The sequence below is a fragment of the Rhodococcus sp. 14-1411-2a genome, assembly GCF_002259485.1.
Classification (GTDB): Bacteria; Actinomycetota; Actinomycetes; order Mycobacteriales; family Mycobacteriaceae; genus Rhodococcoides.
Genome location: NZ_NPGA01000012.1, coordinates 58,879 through 75,282, shown reverse-complemented (window position 1 = coordinate 75,282; position 16,404 = coordinate 58,879). Strand labels below are relative to the sequence as shown.

The 16,404-nt window shown below is 62.6% G+C and carries 14 protein-coding genes; 6 read left to right on the top strand and 8 right to left on the bottom strand.

Annotated elements, in window-relative coordinates:
* Positions 1–10: 10 nt before the first annotated feature.
* From gyrB to dnaA, 8 genes are all read right to left on the bottom strand, one after another.
* Entirely contained in the window at positions 11–2,053 is a 2,043-nt protein-coding gene (gene gyrB, locus CH291_RS09855) for a DNA topoisomerase (ATP-hydrolyzing) subunit B (RefSeq protein ID WP_094638409.1), read from the bottom strand.
* Between the two features lie 257 nt (positions 2,054–2,310).
* Positions 2,311–3,408 (bottom strand): PDR/VanB family oxidoreductase, encoded by a 1,098-nt coding sequence (locus tag CH291_RS09850; protein ID WP_094669209.1) that lies wholly within the window; start codon positions 3,406–3,408, stop codon positions 2,311–2,313.
* A 32-nt stretch (positions 3,409–3,440) separates the two neighbouring features.
* A complete protein-coding gene (locus CH291_RS09845) occupies positions 3,441–4,358 on the bottom strand; it encodes a metal-dependent hydrolase (protein WP_068047722.1) in 918 nt (305 codons plus the stop codon).
* Between the two features lie 169 nt (positions 4,359–4,527).
* The gene (locus CH291_RS09840) at positions 4,528–5,091 is read right to left on the bottom strand and encodes a DUF721 family protein (RefSeq protein ID WP_094687348.1); all 564 of its coding nucleotides are present in this window, start codon (positions 5,089–5,091) and stop codon (positions 4,528–4,530) included.
* Positions 5,088–6,338, bottom strand: a complete 1,251-nt coding sequence (gene recF / locus CH291_RS09835) for a DNA replication/repair protein RecF (protein ID WP_094687347.1) — start codon at positions 6,336–6,338, stop codon at positions 5,088–5,090. Before recF ends, CH291_RS09840 begins: the two co-directional genes overlap by 4 nt.
* Positions 6,339–7,265: a phosphogluconate dehydrogenase (NAD(+)-dependent, decarboxylating) gene (gene gnd / locus CH291_RS09830; protein WP_068047712.1), complete on the bottom strand. Its 927-nt coding sequence runs from the start codon at positions 7,263–7,265 to the stop codon at positions 6,339–6,341. It abuts the gene before it with no gap.
* Between the two features lie 65 nt (positions 7,266–7,330).
* On the bottom strand, positions 7,331–8,515 hold the full coding sequence (gene dnaN / locus CH291_RS09825; protein ID WP_068047709.1) for a DNA polymerase III subunit beta: 1,185 nt from the start codon (positions 8,513–8,515) through the stop codon (positions 7,331–7,333).
* 584 nt (positions 8,516–9,099) lie between these two features.
* A complete protein-coding gene (dnaA, locus tag CH291_RS09820) occupies positions 9,100–10,632 on the bottom strand; it encodes a chromosomal replication initiator protein DnaA (protein WP_068047705.1) in 1,533 nt (510 codons plus the stop codon).
* Between the two features lie 621 nt (positions 10,633–11,253).
* Here dnaA and rpmH point away from each other — a divergent pair.
* From rpmH to rsmG, 6 genes are all read left to right on the top strand, one after another.
* Positions 11,254–11,397, top strand: a complete 144-nt coding sequence (rpmH, locus tag CH291_RS09810) for a 50S ribosomal protein L34 (RefSeq protein ID WP_026347786.1) — start codon at positions 11,254–11,256, stop codon at positions 11,395–11,397.
* Positions 11,398–11,427: 30 nt separating this feature from the next.
* On the top strand, positions 11,428–11,808 hold the full coding sequence (rnpA, locus tag CH291_RS09805; RefSeq protein ID WP_068047699.1) for a ribonuclease P protein component: 381 nt from the start codon (positions 11,428–11,430) through the stop codon (positions 11,806–11,808).
* Positions 11,805–12,134, top strand: coding sequence for a membrane protein insertion efficiency factor YidD (gene yidD, locus CH291_RS09800; protein ID WP_068047696.1), 330 nt, complete (start codon positions 11,805–11,807; stop codon positions 12,132–12,134). Before rnpA ends, yidD begins: the two co-directional genes overlap by 4 nt.
* A 4-nt stretch (positions 12,135–12,138) precedes the next feature.
* The gene (gene yidC, locus CH291_RS09795; RefSeq protein WP_094638403.1) at positions 12,139–13,230 is read left to right on the top strand and encodes a membrane protein insertase YidC; all 1,092 of its coding nucleotides are present in this window, start codon (positions 12,139–12,141) and stop codon (positions 13,228–13,230) included.
* Positions 13,231–13,255: 25 nt separating this feature from the next.
* A complete protein-coding gene (locus tag CH291_RS09790; protein ID WP_094669606.1) occupies positions 13,256–13,930 on the top strand; it encodes a Jag family protein in 675 nt (224 codons plus the stop codon).
* A 1,729-nt stretch (positions 13,931–15,659) separates the two neighbouring features.
* On the top strand, positions 15,660–16,337 hold the full coding sequence (gene rsmG / locus CH291_RS09785; protein WP_068047690.1) for a 16S rRNA (guanine(527)-N(7))-methyltransferase RsmG: 678 nt from the start codon (positions 15,660–15,662) through the stop codon (positions 16,335–16,337).
* The last annotated feature ends 67 nt before the right edge of the window (positions 16,338–16,404 follow it).

The following is a 16,404-nucleotide window of genomic DNA, read 5'->3' as shown; positions in this document are numbered from 1 at the left end:
AGGGAAGTGACTAAACGTCAAGAAAGCGAACATCTTTCGCGTTGCGGGCAATGAAGCTTCGGCGTGCGGAGACGTCCTCGCCCATCAGGACGCTGAACAGTTCGTCGGCCGCGGCCGCGTCGTCGAGGGTGACCAGGCGCAGCACTCGCACAGCCGGGTCCATCGTGGTTTCCCACAGCTCCTTGGCGTTCATCTCGCCGAGGCCCTTGTAGCGCTGGACACCGTCCTCGACGTTGATCTTGCGCTTGTTGGCGATGCCGGCCTCGAGCAGTCCGTCGCGTTCACGATCGGAGTAGGCGAAGTCCGGTTCACCGCGGCTCCACTTGAGCTTGTACAGCGGCGGCATGGCGAGGTAGACGTGACCGTTCTCGATCAAGGGACGCATGAACCGGAACAGCAGAGTCATCAGAAGCGTCGAGATGTGCTGACCGTCGACGTCGGCGTCGGCCATCAGCACGATCTTGTGATAACGCAGCTTGGTGATGTCGAATTCGTCGTGGATGCCGGTTCCGAAGGCGGTGATGATCGCCTGAACCTCGTTGTTCTTGAGGACGCGGTCGATGCGTGCCTTCTCGACGTTGATGATCTTTCCGCGCAGCGGCAGGATCGCCTGGAACATCGAGTCGCGTCCGGATTTGGCCGAGCCGCCTGCGGAGTCGCCCTCCACGATGTAGATCTCGGACTTGCTCGGGTCGTTGGATCGGCAGTCGGCGAGCTTGCCGGGGAGACCACCGATATCGGTTGCGCTCTTGCGGCGCACCATCTCTCGCGCCTTACGCGCAGCCATGCGGGCCTGCGCGGAGGAGACTGCCTTGTTGATGATCGTCTTGGCGTCGGCCGGGTTCGACTCGAACCAGTGCGAGAGGTGCTCGTTGCAGGCCTTGAGGACGAACGATCGGATCTCGGTGTTGCCGAGCTTGGTCTTGGTCTGACCCTCGAACTGCGGCTCACCGACTCGGACCGAAATGACCGCGGCGAGGCCCTCACGAATGTCGTCGCCGGTCAGCTTGATGTCTTTTTCCTTGACCAGCTTCTTCTCGAGGGCGTACTTGTTCACCGTCGAGGTCAACGCGGTGCGGAAGCCCTCTTCGTGGGTACCGCCCTCGTGCGTGTTGATGGTGTTGGCGAAGGTGTGCACCGACTCGGAGTAACCGGCGTTCCACTGCATCGCGATCTCGACCTCGTGGCCTTCACCCTTGCCGGTGAAGCCCACGACCGAGTTGTGGATCGCGGTCTTGGTGCGGTTGATGTGCTTGACGAAGTCGACCAAGCCGTCGGGGTAGTGGTACGTCCGCTTGCGGACCTTGGCCGGCTTCGCGTTGGCCGCATCGGCCTGCTCTTCCTCGGCGGTCTTGGGAGCCTCGGCGGTCTCGCCCAATTCCTCCTCGGTGGCGTCGGTCGCGGCCACTCGCTCGTCGGTGAAGTTGATGGTCAGCCCCTTGTTCAGGAACGCCATCTCCTGCAGGCGGCGGTGCACGGTCTCGAAGCTGTAGTCGAGAGTCTCGAAGATCTTGCCGTCGGCCCAGAAGCGGACGGTGGTGCCGGTCTCGTCGGTGTTCCCGACGGTTTCGAGCGGTCCGGGCTTGGCGTAGTCGTAGGTCTGGGTGTAGCGGTGACCGTCGCGCGCGATCTGCAGTTCGACCTTGGTCGAGAGGGCATTGACCACCGAGATACCGACACCGTGCAGTCCGCCGGACACCGCGTACGAATCGGAGTCGAACTTGCCGCCGGCATGCAGCTGGGTCATGACGACCTCGACGGTGGGGACGCCGGACGAGTGCATGGCGACGGGAATTCCTCGACCGTCGTCGGTGACCTCGACACTGCCGTCCACGTGAATGGTGACGCCGACGGTGGAGGCGTAGCCGGCCATGGCCTCGTCGACGGAGTTGTCGACGACCTCCCAGATCAGGTGATGCAGGCCTCGTTCACCGGTGGAACCGATGTACATACCGGGCCTTTTACGAACCGCCTCCAGGCCCTCGAGGACCGTGATGGACGAAGCGCCGTAATCCTTGCTGTTCTCGTTGTTACCTGACTTCTGGGCAGCCACGGTTAGCTGGTTCTCCTTCTACGCGTCCACTACCCCGCTCACACCCCGACAGGGTGCTACCGCAGGGGCGAGCGCAGTCGATTCCGGCCGCGCCCGGGTCCATGCGTTGTTCCGGGCTTGATGTCGTACCGGTCCATAGTACTGGTTGCCTGCGACAGCATGGGCACGATGACACCCCTAAAAGGCCTCTGATTGCTCCACAGGCGCATTTTCAGGGTGCCGGGCGACAAAGATGAAGGGTAAATGCGGCGGCTCGGCTAGAGATCGAGCACGATCCGTTCGCCCTCGGAACGGGACACGCAGATCAACATCTCGTGTTCCTGCTCCTCGGCGGTGAGCCGGTTCTCCCGATGCTGCGGTGTTCCGCTGAGTACTCGAACGCGACACGTCCCGCAGAACCCCTGCTGGCAGGAGTACGCCACATCGGGCCTCAGACGCCGAATGGCATGCAACGCAGTCTCGTCCGGAGCCACTGCGATGATCTGTCCGGAATCGACGAGCTGCACCTCGAACTCCGCACCGTTCTTCACCGGCGGCGGTGAGAAACGCTCGAAGTGCAGATGCGTTGCCGGCAACGAGTCGAACGACGCCCGAACCAGATCGATCATCGGCGGAGGTCCGCACACGTAGACCGAACCCCCGGGCGCCGCGGCACCGAGCAGATCCATGCTCGACGGCATGCCGTCCACATCGTCGGTCCGCACCGTCACGCGGTCGGCGTCCCAGCCGGCGATCTCGTCGAGGAACGGCATCGATTCACGTGAGCGGCCGCAGTAGACGAGATGCCAATCCATCCCCGTCTCACGAGCACGACGCACCATCGAGATGATGGCTGTGATACCGATTCCGCCGGCCACGAACACGGCGTGCTCGGACTGCACGAAAGGAAAACCGTTGCGCGGCCCGCGAATTGCGACCTCGGTACCGACCTGCAGATCGTGCATCTCACGCGACCCACCCCCGCCGTCGGGAACCAAGCGCACCGCGATGGAGTACGAGTCGGCATTCGGCTGCCCACACAACGAGTACTGCCGACGGCGTCCGGACGGGAGATAGAAGTCCAGATGCATTCCCGGTGCCCACGCGGGCAGCACCTCACCGTCGGCGGCCGAGAAGGTCAGTTGGACCACTTGCTCGTCGACGCACAGCACCTCGCGCGCGACCAACGTCAGCAACCGGGTGCGAGCCACGGGCGGCGCAGCGAACGACGCGTCGTAGTCGTCACCGTCGAGCAGAGCGAACCATTTGTCGAGCGCATCGGTCACCAGTGACACGGTCTGATCGGGCTCGTCGCGGCCGTACAGATTCTTCGGAATGGTGCGTCCCGCCCGGAACGAGTCCACCATCTGTGCCATTGCGCCGAGCTTGCTCCGCAACGTGCGTTTGGTCATCGATCGGCGGACCGGGCTGCCGGTGAGGTGGCCAGATACTGCACTGCCTGCGCCGTCGAACCTTCCTGGGAAGGGTGGTAGGTGCGCTTGAAGTAACGCAACGACGCCTTCACCATCGACATCGGGGTCGGGAACAGGCCGGCATGGGCAACTCGACGAAATTCTCGGAACGACGGTGTGCGCTGCTTGGGTGGCAGGTGCGCCAGCGTCGGATCCTGGCTCATCAGAAAACGAACACCGCGGGTCCAGAACCACACCAACGTGGGCGCGATGACGACGTAGGTACGAATACGGCGGGCCGGGCGGACGTCGAAGTACCGCATCACCTCGTAGGCCACCGATCGATGCTCGACCTCCTCGGCTCCGTGCCACCGCAGCAGATCCAGCATGATCGGGTCGACGTCGGCCTCGTCCAACTCCGAGGCATTGAGCACCCAATCGCCCAGGAAAGCGGTCAGGTGTTCTGCGGCAGCGATGAGGGCGAGACGTTCGACCAGACTGTTCTGACCGTGACCGGACCTGTTGCCGAGCGCGCGGCCGAACAGGAACTTCATCTGATCGACGTACGGGTCGACATCGATGCCGTGTGCCCGAAGCTGATCGTGGACATCGGTGTGTGCCTGGGCGTGCATGGCTTCCTGGCCGATGAACCCGATGACGTCGTCGCGCAGCTGATCGTCGTGGATCAGCGGCAACGCTTCCTTGAAGGTGCGCACGAACCATTCCTCGCCCTCGGGCAGGAGCAGGTGCATCACGTTGATCAGGTGCGTCGCGAGCGGATTGCCGTCCATGTAGTGCAACGGCAGGGACTTCCAGTCGAACTCGACATTCCGGGCATGGAGAACGACTCGGTCTTCGGGGGTCCCGTCGACATCGACGGCCGCTGTCGATGCCTTCTTCGTTGGTGCAGACACAACTTCTCCTCGTCCGATGGCCGCGTAGAACATCTTCATCGATCCCCCGACCGCTGAGTGTCGCGAATCACGCTACGCACATCGACCATGTCACAGCAACACTGGCCCCAACATCTGTTGAGGATCACCTGGACCAGGCACTTCGAAAAGCATACGTTGGGACGTCTCACTATCCGTACGTGTCGCGCGGGCCCCGCCCGCGCACGTGACGCTCACCTTTTCTCCAGCTCTGCGTCGTCGGACCGGTGATGCGCAGAGACGTCACCACACCGTGACCGACGGCGGCGGCGATCTTGGCCAGAATCTGAGACTGCATCAGCCTCAACTGCGTCGCCCACGCCGTGGACTCCGCCGAAATACTCAACACGCCCTCCTTGAGACCGGTGGGCTCCGCATGAGCCGAGATGTCCTCGCCGACCACGCTGGGCCACCGGCCCAACACAGCACCCTCGGACACCTTGGCCGACCACCCACGCTTGGACGCGATCGAGTTCGCCAAAGCCCCGAACGCCTGCGGATCACGGTCGTCCGGCCCGGCTCCCGACCAACCGCGTCGACGACGCCCCCGCAGCGCTCGGATCCCGCCGGTGGGCGACGACCGTCCCTGCCCCACCGATTTGCCACTGGCCTTGGCTGCGGCCCGGGCGTCCTCCAGTGCTCGACGCGCCAGATCGACACCTTTCAGTTCCGGTACCTCACCGTTGCCCGGGGGCGTTTCCTCGTCGTCGGTCATCGAACCTCACCTTCCGAAACTGCGGTACCGGTATCGGCCGACAGATCCGAGATGCGCGAGATACGTCCTGCTGCACCGGAATCCGAACTCTGCGTCGCTTCGACCCCGTACCGCCGAGCATCGAGTTCGGGAGGTACGTCCTCCGGTACCGCCGCGGTGATGAGCACCTGCTCTGCGCCGGCGGCCACGGTCGCCAACGCCGCGCGCCTCTTGCGGTCGAGCTCGGCGAACACGTCGTCGAGCATCAGAACCGGGTCGGTACCGTCTTCCCGCAGCAACGCGAACGACCCGAGCCGCAACGACAGTGCGTACGACCACGACTCACCATGACTCGCAAAGCCTTTCGTCGGTTGATCACCGAGCATCAATTCCACGTCGTCGCGGTGCGGTCCCACCAGACACACCCCGCGTTCGATCTCGCGCTGTCTCATCACCGAAAGCTGATGCAGGAACGCAGCTTCCAGCACCTCGATGTCATCGGGTTCCGGTGCACGATCGGCATCGGAGAATTCCGGTGGGAGCGCATCGGCCAGACTGCAGCGATAGGCGACTGCGGCCAACCGCGATTCCGGCGCGATCGAACTGTAGGCCTGTTGTACGAAAGGCATCAGCTCGTGCACCAAAGATATTCTGGCAGCGAGCAATCGAGCACCGTGCGCCGCGAGGTGCCCGTCCCAGACGTCGAGGGTGGCAAGTGCACTGGCGCCATCACCCGACGACGAACCGCGGCGCAACGATCCACTCGCGGTCTTGAGCAGAGCCGACCGTTGCCGCAGTACCTTGTCGTAATCGGCACGGACAGTGGCCATTCGAGGAATTCGAGTGGTGAGCAGCTCGTCGAGATAGCGTCGGCGCTCACCGGGATCACCGCGGACGAGCGAGAGATCCTCGGGAGCGAACAGCACACTCTGCAACACGCCCAGGATCTCGCGTGGGCGACGCAGCGGCGACCTGTTCATCCGAGCCTTGTTGGCCCGGCCTTCGAGCAGCTCGACGTCGATGATCAATTCGCGACCGTGATTGACCACAGCGCTGCCCACGAACGCTTTGGCGGCGCCTGCCCGGATCAGGGGTGCGTCCGAGGACACACGATGAGAGGACAACGTCGACAGATAGTTGAGCGACTCGAGCAGATTGGTTTTGCCGTGTCCGTTGGGCCCCACGAACACGGTCGAGCCCGGTCCGAGGTCGACGGTGAGGTCGTCCCAGGATCGGAAGTCGTGTAGCTGCAGAGACCGGACGAACACTTACTCGGTGTTCTTCGGCGCCGGGGCGCGCAGGGTCTCGTCGGCGTCGGCCTTCTTGACCGCATGCCCGCCGAACTGGTTCCGCAAGGCAGAGACAGCCTTCATGGCGGGCGAATCCTCTTGCCGCGAAGCAAATCTGGCGAACAATGCCGCGGAGATCACTGGCGCTGGGACGGCATGACGGATGGCTTCCTCGACGGTCCAGCGACCCTCACCGGAGTCCTCCGTGTACCCGGAGATCTCACTGAACTCCGGATCCTGACCGAGAGCTTCGACCAGCAGGTCGAGCAGCCACGACCGCACGACCGTGCCCTTGCTCCAGGCCCGCAGCACGCCTTGCACATCCTGCACGAGCTCTTCGGCTTCGAGGATCTCGTACCCCTCGGCATAGGCCTGCATCAACCCGTATTCGATACCGTTGTGCACCATTTTCGAGTAGTGACCGGCACCGACCGGGCCGGCATGCACGAAACCGTCCGCGCGCTCGCCCTCGGGACGCAACGCGTCGAAGATCGGCATCGCTCTGGCGACATGCTCGTCCTGGCCGCCGACCATCAAGCCGTAGCCGTTCTTCAGGCCCCAGACGCCGCCGGATACTCCGGCGTCGATGTAACCGATTCCCTTGGCGTCCAACAACTCTGCGTTGGGCTTGTCATCGGTGAAGCGTGAATTGCCGCCGTCGATCACCAGATCGCCTGGTTCGAGCACATCCGCAAGGCCGTTGACGGTGTCGCGGGTGATCTGACCGGACGGGACCATCACCCACACCACCCGGGGCGCCGTCAACGATTGCGCCAGCCCGGCCAGTGACGGGGTATCGGTCACCTCGGGTCGGGGGTCGTAGCCGATCACCTCGTGACCGTGCTCGCGCAATCTCTCGCGCATGTTGAAACCCATTTTTCCGAGACCGACCAAGCCGAGCTGCATGATGACGCGTCCTTGTCTGTGTCAGGTGCGGAGATTCCCGCGGATTCAACAGTAACCAGGCAGGATCAGCCCGGCAGCCTGACGGGCATCAGCAGATACGTGTATTCGGACTTCGGTGCCGCGAACTTGCCTGCGTCGTCGGGCACGAGTTCCTCGTCGGAGGTCGGCCGCAGCACTGCAGGCCGGCTCGGCGTCGTGAATCCGAAGGTGACCTTCTCGCTGTGCAGCGAGGACAACCCGTCGATGAGGTATCCCGGATTGAAGGCGATGGTCAGTGCCTCGCCCTGGAAGTCGGCAGGCAGAGCTTCCTCGGCGCGGCCGGCGTCGTCGCCACCTGCGGACAGCAACACGCCGTCGGAGTTGAATTCCAGGCGCACCTGCGCACCACGCTCGGCAACGAGAGCGACACGCTTGATGGCCTCGACCAGCGAGGCGATGTCGAGGGTCGCCACCGCAGTGTGTTCGGCGGGCAGCAACTGACGGAACTTCGGGAACTCTGCGTCGAGCAACCTGGTCGTGGTGCGGCGCCCGTCACTGACGATGCCCAGCAAACCGTCGCTACCGATGGACGAGCCGGAACCGAGGGCCAGTTCCACCGGTGAGCCGGAGTTGCCGCCCAGAGTCTTTGCCGATTCGGACAAAGTCTTGGCCGGGATGAGCACCGCGGTGGTGGTGTCGGCACCGGCGGGAGCCCACTCCACCTCACGAACCGCCAACCGGAAACGGTCGGTGGCCGCGAGAACGACGTTGGTGCCGTCGATCTCCACGCGGATACCGGTGAGCATCGGAAGCGTGTCGTCCTTGCCCGCAGCGATGGCGACCTGGGCGATTGCCTCGGAGAAGACATCACCGGCCAGCGAGCCGGTGTTGCTGGGCAACTCGGGGAGCTGCGGGTAGTCCTCCACCGGCATCGTGGGCAGCGAGAACTTGGCACTTCCGCAGTTGACCAGAACGCGGGTCCCGTCGACCGTGACGTCGACCGGCTTGTTCGGCAACGACTTCGTGATATCGGCAAGTAGCTTGCCCGACACCAGAACTCGGCCTGCAGTGGCAACCTCCGCCGACACCTTGACCTGAGCGGAGACCTCGTAGTCGAATCCGGAAACCGTCAGACCCTGCTCGTCGGCAGCGAGAAGAACTCCACCGAGAACGGGAACGGGCGGCCGAGACGGCAGGCTGCGGGCTACCCACGCGACGGAATCGGAAAAATCTTCACGAGCAACGCGAAACTTCAAACTTCCAAGCTCCATCGCTCGGCATTTCCTCTCGTTCGGTGGTGTTCGGCGTTACGGCCGGAGCGGTGCAACCACGAAGGTTGCGGCTCGAACCGCTGCAACGACGAGTGTGGCACATCCAGCGCAAGCACACCGTATGCCCTCCGAAGCGAAGACGAAAGCGCGAGGCTCGCGTCGAAGGTGGGATTCGGGGGTTCTCGGAGGGCCTGTGAACGGATCGTTCCCCAACACCTGTTTTCAAAGAAGTTCTTTCAAGGAGAAAACAGAAGTATTAATAGGTCCTGTGGAATCTGTGCACGGACCGTTCGATCCGCTGGTGGCCGAGCGTGGTGTCGTGGGGATGAACTCGGGACCAATACGTGATTGACGCGCGGCTGCCTGTGCACGAATCACATCGGTGCACAGGCGCCCACATTCCATCCCCAGAACTTCGATGTTGTCCACATGGTTATCCACAGGTGTGAATCAATGGTCGACGGCTCGAAAACTCACCGAATACGCGTCGAGAATCGGTCCGACGAACGACCGGAAACAGCAACGGCACCGAACCCTCGATGGGATTCGGTGCCGTCTTCTCGGAGTCCGTCCGTCTTCGGTGGCTACCGCTTGGAGCGCTGCTTGATCCGCGCAGTGAGCTCCTGAACCTGGTCGTACACCTTGCGACGCTCGGTCATCTCCTTGCGAATCTTCTTGTCCGCGTACATCACCGTCGTGTGATCCCGACCGAACGTCTGCCCGATCTTGGGCAACGACAGATCGGTGAGCTCGCGACAGAGATACATCGCGATCTGCCTGGCCATGGCCAGTGCTCGGGCCTTGCCCGGCCCGCACAGGTCCTCGATGGAGGTGTTGAAGTACTCGGCTGTCACAGCCATGATCGTCGCCGCATTGATCTCGAGACTCGACGAGTCGGGGATCAGATCGCGGAGAACCACCTCGGCGAGAGTGAGGTCGAGTGCTTGTCCGTTGAGCGATGCGAACGCCGTCACTCGAATGAGGGCACCTTCGAGCTCACGAATGTTGCGTTCGATTCGGCTGGCGATGAGCTCGAGCACGTCGTGTGGCACATCGAGCCGGTCCATCCGAGCCTTCTTGCTCAGAATGGCGATCCGCGTCTCGAGCTCGGGTGGCTGCACATCGGTGATCAGGCCCCACTCGAAGCGAGTACGAAGCCGTTCCTCGAGGGTGGCCAACTGCTTGGGTGGGCGGTCGGAGGACACGACGATCTGTTTGTTCGCGTTGTGCAAGGTGTTGAAGGTGTGAAAGAACTCCTCCTGGATGCCTTCCTTGCCCTCGATGAACTGGATGTCGTCGACCAGCAGCACGTCGGTCTCCCGGTAGCGGCGCTTGAACGCCACTTTGCGGTCGTCACGGAGACTGTTGATGAAGTCGTTGGTGAATTCCTCGGTGGAGACGTACTTGACGCGCATGCCCGGGAACAGGCGCTGCGCGTAGTGCCCGGCCGCGTGCAGGAGGTGAGTCTTGCCCAGACCCGACGCCCCCCACACGAACAGCGGGTTGTACGCGCGAGCAGGTGCTTCGGCGATCGCCACCGCAGCTGCGTGGGCGAACCGATTGGAGGCGCCGATGACGAAGGTGTCGAAGGTGTACTTCGAGTTGAGGCTGTTGGCACCCGAGGACGGAGGCGTCGAGTCGGGAGGTTTCGTGAAGTACGTCGGCCACGAGTTCTGGACGCTGGCGAGAGCCTCGCGTTCGTCGTCGACCTCTTCGTAGTCGGCCGTCTCGGAATCCGACGGCTCGTCGTCTCTGCTGGTCAGGACGCGGCGCCGGTACGTCGGAGAGCTGGCGGCATCGGGATACGTCGATCGCTCGGAGTCGATCTTCTCGTCCTCGGGAGCGGAGATACGCACGCCGAGTCCCTCGACACCCTGTCCCAGATGACGGCCGAGGGCGCCGAGGATGGGTTCGCGAAGATCTCGTTCGATCGCTTCCTGCGCGAAAGTCGACGGCACTGCGAGCAGCGCGAACCCCTGCGTCAAGGTCAGCGGTTTGACCAGAGCGAGCCAGGCCTTCTGGCCTTTGGTCAGCGGAGACCCACTGTGTCGGTCGGATGTGAGCTCCGCGACCACCTCGGGCCAGATGCGCGCGAGCGCATCCGGATCGTCGTTCACGTTGGGCCCTCCGTCGTCGAGCATTGGTCTCGGGCGGTGTTCGACGCAGGAATCCGCGCGCCGTTTCGTACCCGCGCGGCAACGTCGTCGGATAGCGTCGTCGTTCGTGCGTCGCTGCGGCCGAGACCAGGGTCCGTGGATGGACCCCGCAAGGTACGAATATGCCACCTGAACTGTGTTTCCACACAATTATCCACAGGTGTGGATAAACGACACCGATGTGACCCCAGAACGCGTTCCGGCTCGTGCTATGGCAATTACGCCAGTCTGACCTGCACCGATGCCAACTGTCTGTAGTGCAATCGGAGGACGTGCGTCGGAGCGAGCGGCCGTCCGGTGGCGATTTCGACGTACATCACACCGTCCGCGGCCGGAAACGGACGCTGCCTGTGTATGAACGACGGCACTGTTCGCTCGAGAGCGAGTTTGACCGGCGGTGACTCGATCAGTACTCTCGAACAGTCACCCAATAGCGAGGTGGCCGATGCTTGCTGGCTGCTTACAGTCTGTCTTCACTCGGATTTCTCGCTCGGGAGGCAAGCAAGTCCATCCGGACTCGCTGAGTACCTTTCCAGCAGGCGCCGACGAACGGCGTCTTTTCAATCTCGAGGAGTGTTGACCGTGGCCAAGGGCAAGCGGACGTTCCAGCCGAACAATCGCCGCCGCGCGCGCGTTCATGGCTTCCGTCTTCGTATGCGTACCCGTGCGGGTCGTGCAATCGTTTCCGCACGTCGCGGCAAGGGCCGTAAAGAACTCACAGCCTGATATCTGTTCGTCCGAAGCTTGGAGCTCGGGATGCTTCCTGAGCCGAATCGACTACACCGAGCACGTGATTTCTCCGTAGCGGTGCGTCGAGGACGCCGAATGGGTAGATCGGATCTTGTGGTTCACGCCGTCGTGCGTGACGAACAGGACATCGCATCTACTGTTCGTGGTCCACGATTCGGATTGATCGTCAGCAAGGCAGTCGGGCCGGCCGTAACTCGTCATCGAGTTGCGCGCCGGCTTCGGCATATCTGTACCGACGTCATCGGTGAACTCCCCGAGACCACCGACGTGGTGATCCGCGCACTGCCCGGAGCCGCGAGAGCGTCCTCGACAGATCTATTGATTCAACTGCGTTCAGGATTGAAGAAGCTCGGTCTTCTCGAAGCTCCGAAGGGTCCGCCGTCATGACATTCATGGGCAACCTTCGTTCCATTCCTGCTCGAACACTCGTCTACTTCATCGGGTTGTACCGGACGTACGTGTCCCCGATGAGGCCTCCCACCTGTCGCTTCTCCCCCACCTGTAGTGAGTACGCCATCGAGGCGCTCCAGGTGCACGGGATGACGAAGGGCTCGTTGTTGGCAGTCGTCCGCCTCCTCAAATGTGCTCCCTGGCACTCTGGAGGCTGGGACCCGGTGCCCGAACCCGGTAGGTGGCGCGCGACCGTCACCGAGCTGACCGAAACCGAAGAACACCACGATCTCGCGCGAGTGGAAGAACAGAGGAGTACATAGAGCCGTGCTCGACTTCATTTACTACCCGGTTGCCTGGATTCTCTGGGTGTGGCACAAGGTGTTCGGCTTTGTGTTCCAGGATCCCAGCAATGGGTTCGCCTGGGCACTGTCCGTCGTCTTCCTGGTCTTCACCCTCCGCCTGATTCTGTACAAGCCCTTCGTCAAGCAGGTCCGCACCACTCGACAGATGCAGGAGCTACAGCCGCAGATCAAGGCTCTGCAGAAGAAGTACGGCAAAGACAAGCAGAAGATGGCCGTCGAAATGCAGAAGCTCCAGAAGGAGCACGGCTTCAATCCGCTGATGGGCTGCCTGCCGGTGCTGGCGCAGGCACCGGTGTTCATCGGCCTGTTCCACGTGCTGCGCTCGTTCAACCGCACCGGTACCGGCTTCGGTCAGCTCGGATTGACTCCCGAGGAGAACCGCGAGCTGTCCAACTACGCGTTCAATGTGTCGGACGTGCAGTCCTTCTTGGACGCTCGTCTGTTCGGTGCGCCGATTTCGGCGTGGATCACGATGCCGCAGGACCAGCTCAACGCATTCGCCGTGGGACCGGGCGCGACCATTCCGTCCACATGGGTCATTGTCGCGGTGTCCGTTCCTCTGATGATCATCGCGGCGATCATGACGCACATGAACTCGCGTGCGTCCGTGGCCCGTCAGAGCGCCGCTGCGGCAGCGAACCCGCAGTCCGCCATCATGAACAAGCTCGCCCTGTACGTGTTCCCGCTCGGCGTGCTGGTGTTCGGTGCCCTGCTTCCCATCGCCATCCTGCTGTACTGGGTCAGCAACAACACCTGGACCTACGCGCAGCAGCACCTGGTGTTCGGAAAGATCGACAAGGAAGAAGCTGCCAAGGCCGCTGCCGCAGTGGAGAAGCGTTCCGAGAATGCGCCGAAGCCCGGTGTGAAGCCTGTGTCGACCACCAAGCCGAAGCCCGGCGCTCGCCCGAAGCTCTCGAAGATGACGCCGACGAGTGATTCGACGACGGCCGAGACCGGTGAGAGTATCGCCGGTTCGACGACCGGTGCCGCATCGCCGGCCAAACCGAGACCGCAGGCGAACCGGAACAAGTCGACCAAGCGCAAGCGGCGCTGACCGACGCGTCGAGAGAAGGACGAACATGGCAGCGGACGTAGAAGAAGCTCAGAACGACGAAGTGCAGACAGCCGGTGCGGTATCCGGGGATGGAGCAAGTGACGTGGTGGTCGAGGCCGATCAGGTGAGTGCAGTCGACGTGGAGGCAGACGAGACTCCCGTGGTCGAGAAGTCCGAGGACTCGGGCGTCGTCGAGGACAAGACCGACGACGAGTCGGATGACGACGACGAGGACGACGAGGACTACCTCGTCGAGGAAGGCGAGATCGCCGGCGATTACCTCGAGCAACTCCTCGACGTCCTGGACTTCGACGGCGACATCGATCTGGACGTGGAGGGTGACCGCGCCATCGTCAGCATCGACGGCGGCGACGATCTCGCCAAGCTCGTCGGGCGCAAGGGTGAGGTTCTCGATGCACTGCAGGAGCTGACTCGGCTCGCGGTCCAGCAGTCGACGGGCGAGCGCAGCAAGCTGATGCTCGACGTCGCCGGCTGGCGTGCCAACCGGCGCACCGAACTCGGCAACCTCGGTGCCGAAGCTGCGCGTCGTGTACTCGAATCCGGTGAGCGCGAAGAGCTGACCCCGATGACTCCGTTCGAGCGAAAGATCGTGCACGACGCGGTCGCCAAGATCGACGGCGTCGCGAGCGAAAGTACCGGCGTCGAGCCGGCTCGACGAGTAGTTGTCGTCAAGGCGTAACAGAGCGTCCCCAGTCGATGGCCCTCACTTCGGTGGGGGCCATCGTCGTATCCGGACGTAGTAGATCCATCGGTCGAATGTCATCGATGTAATTTGCTCGACGACGACTGGTGTCGGCGCGGGTTGCGATCGATTTTCTCGCCGGATTCTCGAGATCAGTCATGCACTGCGCTTTCGTCACTGTGACGGCAAAGTCGATGGTGTCTTTCTTGCCTGTTGCTCGCGTCGGTCGCGTTTGTTTCACGTGAAACAGGCGGGATGCGAGGTGAACGAACTGTTGCCGATACGCCCGTCCGAGTTCTGGATTCGAGGACTGTCGTTCTATCCGTAGGGTCGGGGTAGAACGATCTCCAGAGCCCTCACTAGGTTCCGAGATCTGAGTGCCGGATCGACACGGTCTGGAGTCGGTGCAGTTTCACGTGAAACATTGCGGGCGATCATGGATGCCTCAAACCATCACGAGCACGTGCGATCGAGTCGAACGTGATCCGACTTCAGGGAAGGATCGAATCTGGGTCCAGTGGGTCTTGTCGGATTGGGCGACGCTACCGAGCGGCGCTCGACGGTTCACGCAGTCGACGAGTCCGTGACTCTTCATCCCACAATCGATGGAAGTTGCGTGGGTCGGTATTACCGGTCTACGAAGAATCGACGACGCCCGATCGGTGTCATCTCGATGGTGGGTGTATCCGCGGTGATCGAGCCTTGGGGCGCGTCGGTGTACGTGGCGGGATGTGTTCGTTCTCGTCCTGGCACCCGTGGTGTGCGACCTGACGTCCCGACGACGGTTGCTGATCGAGAAACTCGTTTGTCCCGATTCGGAGATTGGGACCGGCATGACGATGTATGTCTGGAAGGCGACACTGTCAGCGCCCGCATGTGTGGGGCCGGCGAGCCCTGTCGGGAATCGAGACCCCTGTGAACCCGGGCGGCGTATGAAGTTCGGGCGCACCGCAACGACTTCCCGTTCGATCGGGACGCGACCGAGAATGGAGGCGCGTCTCGGACTCTCCCCCGACTAGGTGGGTCATGGCATCTAGGTGCCCGGAACTGTCCTCGTGGTTGCTAGAGATTCGTTCAATCTCCACCGGCTGACGATTGTCGATCCACACCTTTCAGAAACGTAGGACTTCTACACGTACTTAGTTTCACGTGAAACATCCACGAGCCGATCAGTCGTGCCGCGCCAGCCAGACGGAGGCATGACTGTGTTCGATTGCGAATGGCGTCAGCCGGTTGGGGTACAGGGTCGGTCGGTACCACGCGCGTTGGACCGAGTACCTGATTTGTGAGGTTCGGTTACCTGTCGTCCGAGCATGTACGAACCAATCTCCCGACACCGATGCCAAATGTCGAGATCTCTGAGAGTCGACGCTGAATACGTCACCGATTCGTCACGCGGCACTGAAGATAGTGAGGCAATGGCAAAGCAGCTTCACGTGAAACAGCGGGGCATGAGACACCCCCAGTCGCGAACGGACCAACTGGCGGAGCCGCGGGAGTGGTGGTCTGTCGAACCGTGCGGGGTCGGGAGATCTTCGGGCCCGAACAAACGGGAGATCGATCCGGATGGTCCGCCCACGCCGAGAATAGGGACGGCTCCACTCGTCGTGGATCGCTACGCCACCGCCCACTGTCGGTCGCGTTGGTACCGGATCTCGGCGGTTCGACGTCGATTCGATCGAGTTACAGCGATGTCGTTTGGCGTTCCATGCCCGGGCACGGGAAGATGTTTCACGTGGAACAAGAAGGCTCGGATAGCAATCAGTTGACGGCCGTGGCGGAGCAGATCTTCGGTGATCGGCTCGAGTTGGCACGGAGGTACCACGACTCGTTGGCTACGGCCGGCGTCGAACGAGGACTCATCGGACCGCGTGAAGTTCCACGGCTCTGGGAGCGGCACATCCTCAACTGCGCGGCGATCGGTGAGCTCATCGACGAGGGCGAGACCGTCGTCGATATCGGCAGCGGTGCTGGCTTGCCCGGTATCCCGTTGGCAATCGCGCGGCCCGATTTGCGGGTGACCCTCGTCGAGCCCCTCCTCCGCCGAACCGTCTATCTCGCAGAGTTCATCGAGGAACACGATCTGAACATCTTGGTCGTGCGCGGTCGCGCGGAACAGCCCGGCGTCAAGAAGGAAGCCGGCGGTGCCGATGTGGTCACGTCGAGGGCGGTTGCGCCATTGGAGAAACTCGCAAAGTGGTCGCTCCCTCTGGTCCACGAGCACGGGCGGATGCTGGCTCTGAAGGGATCGAGCGCCGGCGAAGAGATCGAACGCGACCGGACTTCCCTCACCCGGATGGGTGCTGGCAAGCTGGAGGTAGTGGAGTGCGGAGTGGGTCTGTTGCCCACTCCCACCATCGTCGTCAGAGCGGTGCGTGAGCCGCGGAGACTGAGTCGTCACTGATTTCGATCGTGGGCTCACACGTCCCGCGCTCGACCCGATCGATCGTATTGAACACAGTCAGTTCCGC

Coding starts and splice junctions, on each gene's coding strand:
- dnaN (WP_068047709.1), bottom strand. CDS start 8,515: ATGGAGCTTGGAAGTTTGAAGTTTCGCGTTGCTCGTGAAGATTTTTCC.
- CH291_RS09850 (WP_094669209.1), bottom strand. CDS start 3,408: ATGGCACAGATGGTGGACTCGTTCCGGGCGGGACGCACCATTCCGAAG.
- gnd (WP_068047712.1), bottom strand. CDS start 7,265: ATGCAGCTCGGCTTGGTCGGTCTCGGAAAAATGGGTTTCAACATGCGC.
- CH291_RS09790 (WP_094669606.1), top strand. CDS start 13,256: ATGGCAGCGGACGTAGAAGAAGCTCAGAACGACGAAGTGCAGACAGCC.
- yidD (WP_068047696.1), top strand. CDS start 11,805: ATGACATTCATGGGCAACCTTCGTTCCATTCCTGCTCGAACACTCGTC.
- rsmG (WP_068047690.1), top strand. CDS start 15,660: ATGTTTCACGTGGAACAAGAAGGCTCGGATAGCAATCAGTTGACGGCC.
- CH291_RS09840 (WP_094687348.1), bottom strand. CDS start 5,091: ATGACCGACGACGAGGAAACGCCCCCGGGCAACGGTGAGGTACCGGAA.
- rnpA (WP_068047699.1), top strand. CDS start 11,428: ATGCTTCCTGAGCCGAATCGACTACACCGAGCACGTGATTTCTCCGTA.